This window comes from Dactylosporangium sp. CS-047395 (assembly GCF_050942185.1).
Classification (GTDB): Bacteria; Actinomycetota; Actinomycetes; order Mycobacteriales; family Micromonosporaceae; genus Dactylosporangium.
Map to the genome: position 1 here is coordinate 10686001 of NZ_CP192015.1, position 13184 is coordinate 10699184.

The following is a 13184-nucleotide window of genomic DNA, read 5'->3' on the forward strand; positions in this document are numbered from 1 at the left end:
ATCGTGCGGAGACTGCGAATCGGGGTGATCGCGGCTGCCCTGGCAACGGTCGCGGCCACCGTCATCACCCAAACGCCGGCATTCGCCGCGGGCGCCACCGCGACGTTCACCAAGACCTCGACCTGGGGCTCCGGCTACGAGGCGAAGTACACGATCAACAACGGCACCGCGTCGGCCATCAACGGCTGGACGGTCGCCTTCGACCTGCCGTCCGGCACCTCGGTCAGCTCGTCGTGGGACAGCAACCGGACCGGCTCGACCGGCCACATCGTCTTCACCGGCAGCTGGAACAACACCATCCCGGCGGGCGGCTCGGTGAGCTTCGGCTTCATCGCGGCCGGCAGCGGCGACCCGGCCAACTGCACGCTGAACGGCGCCTCGTGCGCCGGCGGCACCACGAACCCCGGTGTGCCGAGCGCGCCGGGCAACCTGCGGGTCACCGCGACCACCAACACCAGCCTGGCGCTGGCCTGGAACGCCTCGACCGGCAGCCCGACCGGGTACCGCGTCTACGAGGGCAGCACCGTCCGCGCCACGGTCACCGGGACCAGCACCACGATCTCCGGGCTGGCCGCGGGCTCGACCCACACGTACACGGTCAAGGCCTACAACGCGCAGGGCGAGTCGGCCGCGTCGAACAGCCTCACCGCCACCACGACCGGCGGCACCACGAACCCCCCGGCGGGCGGGGCGGCGGCGCCGTACCTGTACATGGGCTGGGGTGACCCGCCGAACCCGCAGACCGTGCAGCAGGCCACCGGCATCAAGTGGTTCACCATGGCGTTCGTGCTCTCCAGCGGCGGCTGCACCCCGGCCTGGGACGGCAGCCGGCCGCTCACCGGCGGCGTCGACCAGACCGCGATCAACCAGATCCGCGCCGGCGGCGGCGACGTCGTGCCGTCCTTCGGCGGCTGGCAGGGCAACAAGCTCGGCCCGAACTGCTCCACCCCGCAGGCCCTGGCCGGCGCCTACCAGACCGTGATCAACGCGTACGGGCTGAAAGCGATCGACATCGACATCGAGAACACCGACGAGTTCGAGAACGACACCGTCCGCAACCGGATCGTCGACGCACTCAAGATCGTCAAGCAGAACAACCCCAGCATCAAGACGATCGTCACGTTCGGCACCGCGACCACCGGCCCCGGCTACTACGCCCAGCAACTCATCAGCCGGGCCCAGTCCACCGGCGCCAACATCGACGTGTTCACGATCATGCCGTTCGACTTCGGCGGCGGCGCCAACATGTACCAGAGCACGGTCAGCGCCTCCGAAGGCCTCAAGACCATGCTCAAGTCCAGCTTCGGCTGGGACGACGCCACCGCCTACCGGCACATGGGCATCTCCGGCATGAACGGCCTGTCCGACCAGCAGGAGAACACCAGCCCGGCACAGTGGCAGCAGATCCGCGACTACGCACAGAACAACCACCTCGCCCGCCTGGCCTTCTGGTCGGTCAACCGGGACCGGCCCTGCCCCGGCGGCGGCGTGGTCGCGAACTGCTCCGGCGTGGCGCAGAACAACTGGCAGTACACCCAGATCACGGCCACGTTCACCGGCTGATGTTCTGACGGCGGGGGCCGGCCTACAGGGCGAGCCCCCGCCGGTCCGGGTGCCGGCCCAGCCAGTTCGAGTACCGCTCGTTGCGCCGCACCGCATCCGCGTAGGACTCGATGGCGTACGCCCAGACCTGGCTCGCGAGGTTCGCCGCCGGCCCGTCCGGCAGCCACCCGAGCATCTGCCGCCAGTGCAGCGGCGCCCCGGCGATCGGCACGGTGACCAGCCCCGCCATCGGCCGCAGCGTCGCCTGGCACAGCCCCACCGCGTCGCCCGACTCGATCAGGTCGATCGCGCCGCGCACCTCGGTCTCGAACAGCACCCGCGGCGTGAACCCGGCCCGCGCGCAGGCCGCCGCGTGGCAGGACGAGAAGCACCCGTCCCCCGGCGCCGCCACCCACTGGGCCTCCGCGAGCTCCGACAGCTCCACCTCGTCCCGCCCGGCCAGCACGTGCCCCTCGGGCAGCAGCAGGAACACCGGATCGGCCGCGACCACCCGCCAGGCGAGCCCGGTGTCCGTCGCCGGCGGCGCGTCCCCGCACGCCCCGACCAGCACGAAGTCCAGCTTCCCGGCCAGCACGAGATCGCCCAGCTCGGTGGACGACCACGATGCGTGCGTGGCGACCTGGGCGGCCGGGTGGTTGCTGGTGATCCGATGCACGAGGCCGCCCAGGATCGGGCCGTTGACCGCCCCTATTCGGTACCGCCCATGCTGTTGTTCGCTCGCGCTCGCCAGTCGAGTCGCCTCGTCCTGCAGTCCCTTCACGGCCGGCAGCAGAACCCGGGCCCGTGCAAGTACCAGCTCCCCCAGCGGCGTTGCTCGTGCACCGCGCCGGTCCCGCTCGAACAACGCCCCGCCGAGCGCGCGCTCGATCCGCTGCAGTTGCGCGGTGAGCGCGGGCTGGGCCAGGCCGAGCACGGACGCGGCCTTGGTCACGCTGCCGGCGTCCGCGATCGCGCATACGACGCGCAGATGCCGCAGCTCCAGTTCCATACCAAGACGGTAGGGCCGTTCCGCTCCTGGCAGAAGGCCTAAAAGCATCGAGACACGCCGTTTTTACAAGGCGGTACCCCCGGGGGGTATATACTTCGACGCTATGGAATCCCTCACCCGCCAGGCCGTGACCGCGACCCTGCACTGCCTGACCGGCTGCGCCATCGGCGAGGTCCTCGGCATGGTCGTCGGCACCGCCCTGGGCTGGTCCAACCTGCCGACGATCGTGCTGTCGATCGCGCTGGCCTTCGTGTTCGGCTACGCCCTGACCCTGCGCTCGGTCCTCACCGCTGGCCTGGCCCTGGCCGCCGCCGTCCCGGTGGTGCTGGCCGCCGACACCGCCTCGATCACGTCGATGGAGATCGTCGACAACGCGGTCGTGCTGGCCATCCCCGGCGCCATGGACGCCGGGCTGTCCTCGCCGCTGTTCTGGCTCAGCCTGGCGATCTCGCTGGTGGTGGCGTTCGCGGTGACCGTGCCGGTGAACCGCTGGCTGATCGCCCGCGGCCGCGGTCACGCGGTGGTGCACCAGCACCATCACTAAGCTGGCTTGGTGATCAACCGCTGGCCGGCCGCCGCGTCCGCCGTGGCGGGCGGCCTGGGCGCCGCCGGGCTGAGCCTCGCGGTGGCCGGTTCGCCGTGGTCGGCGTACGTCTCCGAGTCGGGCGTGCCGGGAGCTCCGCGCGCCTGGTTGTACTCGCTGTCCCTGGCCCTGCTGGCGCTGTCATTGGCCTTGCTGGCGGTGCCCGCCCGGCGGGTGCTGTCGCTGCTCGGCTTGTCCCTGGCGGCGGCGGCCCCGCTGGCCGCGCTGTCCGGCGCGGTGCACTGCAGCCCGGGCTGTCCGCTGCCGCCCTACGAGACCCCGGCACCCCGCGACCTGATCCACGCGGCGGCGGCGATCGGCGCCCTCTTGCTCTGTGCCTTGGCCATCCTCTTGTACTCCCTGTTGCCACCCCCGTCCCGCTGGACCGGCCTGCTGGGGGTGGTGATCGCGTACCCGCCGCTGCTGGTGTCGGCCGCCGGCATCCTGTTCGCGGGCCGCTCGCTGCTCACCGGCATCGCGGAGCGGGTGTCCCTGATCGCGGTCTCGGCCTGGGTGATCTTCGCGGCCCTGCGGCACTGCTTCGGCCCGGCGGCGGGTCCGTTCGCCCTGCCCGACCTGTGGCGCCGGCGCCCATGAACCGGACCGTGGTGATCACCGGGGCCAGCGCCGGCATCGGCCAGGCCGCCGCGCGCCGGTTCGCGGCCGCCGGCGACCGCCTGATCCTGCTGGGCCGCGACGAGCGCCGCCTGGCCGCGATCGGCGCCGAACTGCCGGGCTCGACGACCGTGCGCGCCGACTTCGGCGAGCTCGACCGGGTCCGCGCGGCCGCCGCCGAGGTCCGCGCCGCCTGCGACCGGATCGACGTGCTGGTCAACAACGCCGGCGGCCTGTACCGCGGCCCGCGCGCCATCCTCGTCAACCACCTCGCGGGCTTCCTGTTCGCCCACGAGCTGCTGCCCCACCTGCGCGCGGCCGGCACCGCCCGGCTGATCACCACCGCCTCGCTGGCCGAGGCGTGGGGCGTCCTGAACGTGGACGACCCGCTGCGGCCGTCGCTGTGGCACCGCGCACGCTGGCTCGCGTACGGCTCGTCCAAGCAGGCCAACATCCTCTTCACCCTGGAGGCCGCCCGCCGCTGGACCTCGTCCGGGGTGCTGCCGACGGCGTTCTTCCCGGGCCTGGTGCGCAGCCGGTTCGCGTCCAGCAGCCCGCTGTTCATGCTGGGCAAACTCATCCCGGTGCTGTTCACCTCCCCGTCCCGGGCGGCGGAGACGCTGCAGTGGCTGGCGGACGCCCCGGCGGGCGAGCTCGCCCCGGGCGGCTACTACTTCCTGCGCCAGCCGTTCGCCGCCACCCCGCGCTCGACCAGCCCCGACCGCGCCCGCCGCCTGTGGGAGTCCTCGCTCGACCTGGTTCAGTTGGGGAGTTGAATCTCGGACCACGTGGCGTCCGGGCCCGGGTTCGACGTGAAGTCGTAGCGCACCCCCGGCTCCCCGATCGCCACCAGAGCGGCCGACCCCGACCCGTACAGCAGCCCCTCCACCTCGCGCCGCACCAGCAAGGGGCGCACGGCCGCGCCGGTGAACTCGCCGCCCGAGAGCAGGGCGATCCAGTCGCCCCAGGCCTCCGCCGGTGGCTGGCCCGGCTTCGGGTCCGGGGTGGCGGCGGACTGCAAGGGCGCGAAGGCGTTGACGTCCACGCCCTGGTTCACGAAGACGTGGTTGCCGGGCTCCAGCAGGCGGTGGGTCACCTGCACGCCGTCCCAGGACGTGACCGCGACCTCCGTCGGCTCCGCGCGGACCAGGTGGAAGGCGTCGAAGGAGCGCAGCACGTCGTCCGAGGGCAGCCGGTGGGCCAGGGGCAGCGAGCCCCGGGTCGGGCGGTCGCCCGCGGCCGGGAGGGGTGGGTAGCCGTTCAGCAGGGCCGTGACGCTGGGGCGGGCCGGGTCGACCGCCAGCCAGGTGCCGCCCGCGGTGCTGTCGCGGCCGCCGAAGCGGCCCGGCCAGTGTTCGGCCGGGGGTTCCCAGGGGCGGGCCAGGTACTCGTCGCGGACCGCGGCCAGCAGGACGGGCCACGTGGCGTCGGGGTCGAACCGGAGGAGCACGGTGCACATGGACCGAACGTTATTCGTCCCAAAAGGGAAATGAAACGTCAGCCGACCGCGACGCGCGCGGTGAGCCAATCCGCGAACTCGTCGGCCGGCAGCGGCTTGGAGATGAAGAAGCCCTGGACCAGGTTGCAGCCCTCGCGGCGCAGGTGCAGGAGCGTCTCCTCGTCCTCAACGCCCTCGGCCACCACCATCAGGTCGAGGGCATGGCCGAGCTGGACGGCCGAGCGGACAACGGCCCGGTCGCGGTGGTCGACGGCGATGCGCTGCACGAAGGAGCGGTCGATCTTCATCTCGTGGATGGGCAGCTCACGTAGGCGGCCCAGGGACGAATAGCCCGTGCCGAAGTCGTCGATGGCCAGCTTGACCCCCAGCGCGTGGAGCCGGTCGAGGATCGCCAGGGCGCCGGTGGGATCGGCCATGATGCTGCTCTCGGTGATCTCCAGCGTCAGCGCGCTCGCCGGCACGTCGGCCTGGCCCAGCAGTCGCGCCACGATGTCGGGGATGTCGGTCTCCTGCAGGCTGTTCGGCGACAGGTTGACCGCGACGTGCATGTCGTGGCCCATCCGGCGCCAGCTCGCGCAGCGGCGCAGGGACACCTCGAGGACGTGCAGCGTGAGGGGGCGGATGAGGCCGGAGTGCTCGGCGAGCGGGATGAACTCGTCCGGCGGGACGAACCCGTGCACGGGGTGGTGCCAGCGCGCGAGGGCCTCGGCCCCGACGACCTGGCCGGTGGCGGTGGAGAGCTTGGGCTGGAAGACCACCACGATGTCGCGGCGCTGGATCGCCTCGCGCAGGTCGGCGACCATGGCCAGCCGGCGCGGGCTGTTGCGGTCGTCGTCGCTGGTGTAGACGCGCACGCCGGTGTGGGTGTTCTTGGCGACGTACATCGCCACGTCCGCGCGCTGGATCAGCGTCTTGGCGTCGTTGCCGTGCTCGGGGGCGAGCGCGATGCCGATGCTCACCCGCGCGTTGAGCCGCAGGTGCCCGATCGGGATGGGCTGTTCCATGGCGGCGCCCAGGTCGTCGCCCACGGCGATGGCGACCTCGCGGGTGCGCATGTTCGGCAGCAGTACCGCGAACTCGTCCCCGCCGAACCGCGCGACCGTGCCGCGCTCGCCCAGCCGCTCCTGCAGCCGCTCGCCCACGAGCCGGAGCAGCTGGTCGCCGACGTCGTGGCCGAGAGCGTCGTTGACGTCCTTGAACCGGTCGAGGTCCATCAGCAGTACCGCGACAGGGGTGCCCGAAGCTCGCAACTGGTCGGTCAGCGCCTGGAAGCGCTGCCGGTTGGGCAGGCCGGTCAGCGGGTCGTAGGTGGCCAGGTGCTCCTTGAGCGCCACCTCGCGGCGCAGGTCGTCGAGCAGGCGGGCCTTGGTGAGGGAGAGGCTCGCGTGGTTGGCGAGGGCCTGGAACAGCCGCACGTGCTGCTCGCCGAAGGTCGGGATGTCGGGCAGGCTGTCGGCGACGAGCAGCACCCCGGAGTCGCCGTCGTTCAGCGGTACGGGCACCGCGATCCCGTCGTCGATCGAGCCGATCACCCGGCTGCCCTTGGTCACGAGCACCGGCTCGCCGGACCGCGCGGGCTGCCACCAGGCGGTGGCGGGCAGGACGTCTACGGTACCGATCTCGAAGGCACTCTGCCCGTGCATGCGCAGCCGCAGGTAGGTGCCCTCGGGGCCGGGGATGATGAGCTCGGCCCGCTCCGCGCGCAGCTGGTCGCGGGCCTGTTCGAGGACGATCCGGGCCACGCCGCGGGTGTCGAGCGGGCCGTCGAGGGCGCGCGTGAACGCGTACAACTCCTCGACCTGCTGGTGGCCCTGGCTCTGGCGGACAAAGGCGCGATAGGCGCGGTACGTGACGGCGGAGACGATGCCCAGCAGGGCGATGGCGCGCGCGTCCCGCTCGATGGCGAGGGCGCTGATGAGCCCGATGCTGGTGGTGATGGCGACGAGCGGCAGGCCCTGCAGAGCGCTGGGGAGCCGGCGCCATTCGCCCGGGTCGTCGTGCAGGGCGATCACGGCGGTGACCAGCACTGCGGCGATCACGTCGGCCGCCAGCATGACGACCAGGACCAGCAGCCACTCCCGCGGCCCGCTGGGCAGGGACGGGCCGGCGAGCGCCCGCAGCAGTACGGCCGAAGCGGTCGTCTGCACCCCCAGCAGGGCGAGGTTGAAGCCCAGCTTGATGCCCCGCTGCCGGCGCAGCACGGTCAGACCGACGACCCCGCCGATGAGCCGGACGCAGAGCAGCAGCGTCGGGTCGACCGACAGGAGTCCCAGGACCATCGGGATCTCGCTGAGGCTCATCGCGTGCCCGCCGCGGCGGACCCGGATGTGGATGGCGAAGCCCTCGGTCAGCGCGAACGCGACGAGCAGGATCGCCAGGGGCACCGGATTGGGGTCGGCCGGCAGCCCGACCGAGCGGATACGCAGCGCGTGGGCCGCGACGGTCGCGACACCCAGCCACAGACTGAGTGTCGCGACCCGTGCGTCCGGGCGACTCCAACCGCTAACTTTCTTCATCAATCGCCCTGTTTGTACGAAATCACGGCATCCGTGGGATTACTTCCAGATGGAACTGGACCAGTAGCTCCCACTCCAAGTTCGGCCGCTCCAGGTGTTTCCTGACCAAGTTCGGCCACTCCATGTGCGCCCGTCCCATGTGGCGCCGCTCCAGGTCCGCCCGCTCCAGGTGCGGCCGTCCCAGTTGGTGCCCGACCAGTTGGCCCCGGACCAGCTCTTCTCGGTGAGCAGGCCGGTGAACAGCCCGGTGTTCATGGACGTGCCGGTCCAGGTCGCGCCGTTCCAGGTGCCGCCGGTCCACGCGGTGCCGGCGGTGGCCGCCTTGCCCCAGGTGGTGCCGTTCCAGGTCTTGCCCATGATGTCCTTCTCGCCGGTGAGCTCCACGCCGCTGACCGGGTCGGCGACGTGGGCGCTGCCGCGGGAGGACTCCAGCGAGCCGGCCCCGGTGGAGGACGCCCAGGTCTGGGCCGCGGCGGCCGCGGTCGGCGTCGGCGCGTCGATCGCCTTCTTGATGTTCAGCTCGCCCGCGCCGCTGCCGAGCTTCTCGGCCTTGGGCATGTTGTCGGCGGTACTGGTGAGCAGCTTCTTCACCTGATCCGGAGTGAGCGACGGGCGTTGCTGCAGCAGCAGCGCGACCGCGCCGGAGGTGATGGCCGCGGCCTGGGAGCTGCCGCTGCCGCGGAAGTAGCGGCCCGTCGTGTCGCCGGGGACGAGCCCGGTCGGGTAGTTCACGTCGACGTACGAGCCGGGGTCGCGCAGGCCGACGATCGAGCGCCCGGGCGCGGTCAGGTCGACCGAGCGGGTGGCGTTGCCGCGGCTGCTGAAATCGGCCACGACGTCGTCGGAGCGCGAGTCGGTGCCCTTGGAGTCGGCCGCGCCGACCGCGATGACGTACGGGTTCATCGCGGGCATCGACAGGTTGCTGCGGGTGGTGCCGTCGTTGCCGCCGGACACGACCACGGTGATGCCCTTCTTCCAGGCCGACTCGACCGCGTGCGAGAGCGGGTCGAGCTTCTCGTCCTGGTTGGAGTCGGTGCCGAAGGACAGGTTGATGACCTTGATGTTCAGGCCGGGATCGTTGCGGTGCGTGACCACCCAGTCGATGCCGGCGATGACCTGCGACACGTCGGTCGCCCCGTCGGCCGCCGCCACCTTGACGCTCACCAGCGTGGCGTTCGGCGCCATGCCGGTGAAGTTGCTCGGGTCGTTGACGGTCAGCACGTTGGTGAGCGGGTCGCGGCCCGCGATCAGCCCGGCCATGTGCGTGCCGTGGCCGAACGTGTCCGCGTAGCGCAGGTTCGCCGACTGCGACTCGAACGACAGGTCCGGCCCGTTGACGATCCGGGTCGCGTCGTTCAGGCCGGTCACCGGGGAGACGCCGGAGTCGATGAGCGCCACGCCGACGCCCTGCCCGGTGATGTTCCGCAGTGCTGAGTCCGTCTTCTTCCACACGTCGAGGGCGCCGGTGGCGCGCACGACACTGAACATCGAGTTGGAGTCGCCGTCGGCGCGCCATCGCGCCGCGGAGAGTGAGACCGTTCCGTCCACGGTCACGCCGCGCACTCCTTGCGCGGACTTGAGCGCATATATCTGCTGGCTCGGTACCTCGGCCACGAAGCCGTCCACGACGGACAGCGCCTGACCGACCGTGCCGCCGGCGCGGGTGACCGCGCGTGCGGCCGCGTCGGCGTCGGAGTACTCGACGATGACGCGGGTCAGTCCGGCGGTGGTGACCGTCGGTGTGGTGGCTGCGGTGGCCGCCGGCCCGCCCGGCGCGACCGCCCCCGCCGTGATCGCGATGATCGCGGCTGACGCGGCGCCCAGTGCGCTCCGGTGTCTGCTCGGCATGCGGGCCCCTTCCATGGGTCGATGACTCGCCGTGATCCATGGTTGGGCAGTTCGTAACGGAACGTTGTCAACAGATCGGTCGTACTTCGCTCACGCTGGGTGACGCGCGGCACCAGGACAGGGCCTACACCTCAGCGGGGATTCGCCTGATCGCGCCGGGGCCGGCCTGTGGGACGACGTCGCGGGGCGTGATCCCGGCGTGGCCCTGCTCGCAGACCAGCTCGGCGTGGACGTGGGCGCCGCAGCCGCGGTGCACGGTCTCCAAAGGCGGGCCGCCCGGGTCGGCGAGGTAGCGGTCGCCCCACTCGCGCAGGGCCACGAACATCGGGTAAAGATCGAACCCCATCTCCGTCAGCTTGTACTCGTCGCGCGCTCGCGCACCCGGCTCGCGGTACGGCACGCGGCGCAGGATCCCGTTGTCCACGAGCACGCCGAGCCGGTTGGTGAGCACCTGGCGGGGAATGCCGGTCCGCACCCGCATGTCGTCGAAGCGGAAGATGCCGTTGAAGACCTCCCGCAGTACGACGATGGTCCACCGCTCGCCGAGGATCGCCATCGCGCGCCCGATGGTGCAGTTGTCGACGGAGAACTCGAGGGCCTTCGGTCTCATGCGATCAGGCTAACCCCGAGCTGAGTCTTGTTGACAGATCCAGCGGCCGCCGCGAGGCTGAGTCCATGACGCAGACCGAGGGCGACCTCCGCACCCGCACGTTCTCCTGGTCCGACCCGATGCTCAACGCCGAACAGCTCGGCCGGGTCAGCGGGTTGGAGCTGCTGCGGGCGATCAGCCGGGGCGAGCTGCCGGCCCCGCCGATCACGCACCTGCTCGGCACCGGGCGGATCGAGGCCGAGGAGGGGCACGTGCGGGTCACGCTGGAGCCCCGCGAGTACCACTACAACCCCCTCGGCACCGTGCACGGCGGGGTGCTCGCGACCCTGCTCGACACCGCCACGGGGTGCGCGGTGCACTCGACGCTTCCGGCCGGCGTGGGGTACACGACGCTGGACCTCAACGCCCGGTTCCTGCGCCCGGCGTCGATCGCCTCGGGCACGCTGACCTGCGAGGGGACCGTGCTGTCCAAGGGCCGGCGGACCGCCCTGGCCGAGGCCCGCATCACCGACGCCCGCGGCGCCCTGATCGCCCACGCCACGTCGACCTGCATGATCTACGACATCGACTAATAGGAGATAGCGACCCGAAATAAGGTATAAATCCGATATGTCGGGCTGAGGAACGATGCCCGACATATCGGATCTAAGTACGCGCCGATGGCACCGCTTCGCGAGCGCCCGCCGGCACCACCGATTGACCAGGCGTGATCACGACCTGGCGCGGCTGCGCGATCTGGGCCACCAGCAGTGTGCCGATCAGGCCGAAGAGCGCATACCCGCCCAGAACGATCGCGGCGCGCTGGACGCCCGCGCCGGAGAAGTACACGATGCCGCGGATCGCCTCGGTGCCCAGGCCCGGTGGCAGCCACTGGCCGATCGCCCGCCAGAAGGGTGGTAGCAGCGGCGCCGCGTACGCCCCGCCCGCGCTCGGATTGCCCAGCACGACGAAGAGCAGCACCGTCAGGCCGGTACCGACGAAGCCGAACGCCGCCTGCAGGGCCATGGTGCAGCAGCCCGACGCGAAGACCAGCAGCGCGCCGAACCACCACAGCTGCGCGAGGTGGCCGCCCAGGGCCCCGAACAGCGAGCCCGCGATGAGCGCGCCGCCCACGCCCGAGAGGGCCGAGTAGACGGCCAGCGACAGCAGGCGGATCAGGGCCCGGTGCGGGTTGGCCGGCCGGGCGCCCTTGCTCATGCTGACCGCGAGCGCGACGAGGTACCCGCCGACGACCCAGCCCAGCGCGAGGTAGAAGCCCGACAGGCCGCGCGCGTCGCCGAGCAGCGCCGGGTGGGCGTCCTCGGTCGTGAACGCGCGCTCCTGGGCGTCCTCGAGCGGGGTGAAGATCTGCTCCAGAACCGTGGCCACGCTCGCGCCGGCGGCACTGGCGACGATGAGCCGGTCGGTGGCGTCGGTGTTGGAGACGACGAACGCCCCGTACACCTCGCGCCGGTCGATCATCCGGCGTGCGGCGTCCTCGCTGAACGCGGGGCGCGCGTCCAGCGGCTCGCCGGGCAGCCGGTCGAGCTTGCCGACCAGGTCGTCGAGGGCCTCCGGGGGCGCCGCGACGGCCACAGGAATCCGGTGCGGGGTCGGCTCGTGGAAGGCTCCGATATAGCTCGCGATGAACGCCAGCTGGAGGGCCAGGACCGCGAGGACCAGCGCACCCGCGCGCGGCGTGACGCCGTCGCGCACTTCATGAAGAAATCCCGCTTTCACCACATTTGACGGTATCGTACGGGCGACTCCCGCGTGTCAGACTTGACCTAAATGTCCTTTCGGAACACCCAGACCCGCATCAGCACGAACCGCAGCAGCGTCGTCACCGCGTTGGCGAACAGCAGGACCCCCAGCTCGGCCGCGTGACTGTGCACCGGCGCGGCCGCGTCCAGCCCGGCCAGCGCGGCCGCGTTCAGTGCCAGGCCAAGAGCGAAGAGCAACAGACCCTGGACCTGATGTCGTACCGCGCCGTCGCCGCCCCTGATCGCGAACGTCAACCGGCGGTTCAGCGCGGTGTTCGCGATCGCGGTCGTCAGCAGCGCCCCGAAGTTCGCGGCCTGGGCGCCGATCTCGGGGCGCAGCAGCGCGTACAGGCCGAGGAAGGCCACCGTCGAGAGGACCCCGATCGCCCCGAAGCGCAGCAGCTGCGCCGGCAGGCCCGCCGGCACGCCCTCGACCAGCGGCGCGCGGCCGAGCCGGCTGCGCAGCGCGGCCACCGGAACCTTGCCGGTGACCAGGGCCCGGCCCAGGCGCGCGATGCCCTTCAGGTCGGCCACGGCCGTCGCCACGATGTCGACCCGGCTGTCCGGGTCGTCGATCCAGTCCACCGGCACCTCGTGGATGCGCAGCCCGGCCCGCTGGGCCAGCACCAGCAGCTCGGTGTCGAAGAACCAGCCGGTGTCCTCGACCAGCGGCAGCAGCTGCTCGGCGACGTCGCGGCGGATGGCCTTGAAGCCGCACTGGGCGTCGGAGAAGTTCGCGCTGAGCGTCGTGCGCAGGATCCGGTTGTACGAGCGGGAGATGAACTCGCGCTTCGGCCCGCGCACGACCCGCGAGCCGCGCGCCAGCCGGCTGCCGATGGAGACGTCGGAGTGCCCGGACAGCAGCGGCGCGACCAGCGGCAGCAGCGCGTTGAGGTCGGTGCTCAGGTCGACGTCCATGTACGCGAGCACCGGCGCGTCCGACGCCGACCACGCCCGCTTCAGCGCCCGCCCGCGGCCCTTCTCGGCCAGCCGCAGCACCTCGACCCCGTCCAGCTCGACGCCGAGCGCCTTGGCCACCTCGGGGGTACCGTCCGTGCTCGCATTGTCGGCGACCGTGATCCGGAAGGGGTACGGGAAGCTCTCGCTGAGGTGCGCGTGCAGCCGGCGCACGCACGGGCCCAGATCCGCCTCCTCGTTGTGGACCGGAATGACGACGTCGAGAACGGCGCCGACGTTCCGGGCGCCCGCGCCGACCGCGCGAGGAAGCGTCTCAGTGCTCATGCTCGAAGATTCGGGCCC

The 13184-nt window shown here is 71.7% G+C and carries 12 protein-coding genes; 5 read left to right on the forward strand and 7 right to left on the reverse strand.

Features of this window, described 5'->3' with window-relative positions:
- The first annotated feature begins 3 nt into the window (after positions 1 to 3).
- On the forward strand, positions 4 to 1563 hold the full coding sequence (locus tag ACQP00_RS49870; protein WP_433211109.1) for a cellulose binding domain-containing protein: 1560 nt from the start codon (positions 4 to 6) through the stop codon (positions 1561 to 1563).
- Positions 1564 to 1585: 22 nt separating this feature from the next.
- Here ACQP00_RS49870 and ACQP00_RS49875 read toward each other — a convergent pair whose 3' ends face one another.
- Positions 1586 to 2551: a LysR substrate-binding domain-containing protein gene (locus tag ACQP00_RS49875; RefSeq protein WP_433211112.1), complete on the reverse strand. Its 966-nt coding sequence runs from the start codon at positions 2549 to 2551 to the stop codon at positions 1586 to 1588.
- A gap of 103 nt (positions 2552 to 2654) precedes the next feature.
- Here ACQP00_RS49875 and ACQP00_RS49880 point away from each other — a divergent pair, with 103 nt between their 5' ends.
- Genes ACQP00_RS49880 through ACQP00_RS49890 form a run of 3 tightly spaced genes read left to right on the forward strand, consistent with a single transcriptional unit; the run spans position 2655 to position 4525 of the window.
- Positions 2655 to 3095, forward strand: a complete 441-nt coding sequence (locus ACQP00_RS49880) for a DUF4396 domain-containing protein (RefSeq protein WP_433211115.1) — start codon at positions 2655 to 2657, stop codon at positions 3093 to 3095.
- A 9-nt stretch (positions 3096 to 3104) separates the two neighbouring features.
- A complete protein-coding gene (locus ACQP00_RS49885; protein WP_433211118.1) occupies positions 3105 to 3731 on the forward strand; it encodes a DUF998 domain-containing protein in 627 nt (208 codons plus the stop codon).
- Between the two features lie 8 nt (positions 3732 to 3739).
- Positions 3740 to 4525 (forward strand): SDR family NAD(P)-dependent oxidoreductase, encoded by a 786-nt coding sequence (locus tag ACQP00_RS49890; RefSeq protein ID WP_433211121.1) that lies wholly within the window; start codon positions 3740 to 3742, stop codon positions 4523 to 4525.
- Here the strand turns inward: ACQP00_RS49890 and ACQP00_RS49895 are convergent.
- The 4 genes from ACQP00_RS49895 to ACQP00_RS49910 all read right to left on the reverse strand — a co-directional run bounded on the left by ACQP00_RS49895 (position 4510) and on the right by ACQP00_RS49910 (position 10182).
- A complete protein-coding gene (locus ACQP00_RS49895; RefSeq protein WP_433211124.1) occupies positions 4510 to 5208 on the reverse strand; it encodes an NRDE family protein in 699 nt (232 codons plus the stop codon). The genes ACQP00_RS49890 and ACQP00_RS49895 overlap by 16 nt on opposite strands.
- A 38-nt stretch (positions 5209 to 5246) precedes the next feature.
- The gene (locus tag ACQP00_RS49900; protein WP_433211127.1) at positions 5247 to 7724 is read right to left on the reverse strand and encodes a putative bifunctional diguanylate cyclase/phosphodiesterase; all 2478 of its coding nucleotides are present in this window, start codon (positions 7722 to 7724) and stop codon (positions 5247 to 5249) included.
- A 39-nt stretch (positions 7725 to 7763) separates the two neighbouring features.
- Positions 7764 to 9572: a S8 family serine peptidase gene (locus ACQP00_RS49905; protein ID WP_433211130.1), complete on the reverse strand. Its 1809-nt coding sequence runs from the start codon at positions 9570 to 9572 to the stop codon at positions 7764 to 7766.
- 124 nt (positions 9573 to 9696) lie between these two features.
- On the reverse strand, positions 9697 to 10182 hold the full coding sequence (locus ACQP00_RS49910; protein WP_433211133.1) for a winged helix-turn-helix transcriptional regulator: 486 nt from the start codon (positions 10180 to 10182) through the stop codon (positions 9697 to 9699).
- 65 nt (positions 10183 to 10247) lie between these two features.
- On the opposite strand from ACQP00_RS49910, the gene ACQP00_RS49915 reads away from it, so the two are divergent.
- On the forward strand, positions 10248 to 10754 hold the full coding sequence (locus tag ACQP00_RS49915; protein WP_433211136.1) for a PaaI family thioesterase: 507 nt from the start codon (positions 10248 to 10250) through the stop codon (positions 10752 to 10754).
- A gap of 73 nt (positions 10755 to 10827) precedes the next feature.
- On the opposite strand, the gene ACQP00_RS49920 is transcribed toward ACQP00_RS49915, so the two are convergent.
- Together ACQP00_RS49920 and ACQP00_RS49925 are read right to left on the reverse strand one after the other, a co-directional pair.
- The gene (locus ACQP00_RS49920) at positions 10828 to 11877 is read right to left on the reverse strand and encodes a hypothetical protein (RefSeq protein WP_433211139.1); all 1050 of its coding nucleotides are present in this window, start codon (positions 11875 to 11877) and stop codon (positions 10828 to 10830) included.
- Positions 11878 to 11948: 71 nt separating this feature from the next.
- Positions 11949 to 13166, reverse strand: coding sequence for a glycosyltransferase (locus ACQP00_RS49925; protein WP_433211142.1), 1218 nt, complete (start codon positions 13164 to 13166; stop codon positions 11949 to 11951).
- Positions 13167 to 13184 lie beyond the last annotated feature (18 nt).

What these genes read in the sequence shown, in the direction of transcription:
- ACQP00_RS49875 (WP_433211112.1), bottom strand. Translation starts at nt 2,551, where the DNA reads ATGGAACTGGAGCTGCGGCATCTGCGCGTCGTATGCGCGATCGCGGAC.
- ACQP00_RS49880 (WP_433211115.1), top strand. Translation starts at nt 2,655, where the DNA reads ATGGAATCCCTCACCCGCCAGGCCGTGACCGCGACCCTGCACTGCCTG.
- ACQP00_RS49895 (WP_433211124.1), bottom strand. Translation starts at nt 5,208, where the DNA reads ATGTGCACCGTGCTCCTCCGGTTCGACCCCGACGCCACGTGGCCCGTC.
- ACQP00_RS49900 (WP_433211127.1), bottom strand. Translation starts at nt 7,724, where the DNA reads ATGAAGAAAGTTAGCGGTTGGAGTCGCCCGGACGCACGGGTCGCGACA.
- ACQP00_RS49905 (WP_433211130.1), bottom strand. Translation starts at nt 9,572, where the DNA reads ATGCCGAGCAGACACCGGAGCGCACTGGGCGCCGCGTCAGCCGCGATC.
- ACQP00_RS49910 (WP_433211133.1), bottom strand. Translation starts at nt 10,182, where the DNA reads ATGAGACCGAAGGCCCTCGAGTTCTCCGTCGACAACTGCACCATCGGG.
- ACQP00_RS49915 (WP_433211136.1), top strand. Translation starts at nt 10,248, where the DNA reads ATGACGCAGACCGAGGGCGACCTCCGCACCCGCACGTTCTCCTGGTCC.
- ACQP00_RS49925 (WP_433211142.1), bottom strand. Translation starts at nt 13,166, where the DNA reads ATGAGCACTGAGACGCTTCCTCGCGCGGTCGGCGCGGGCGCCCGGAAC.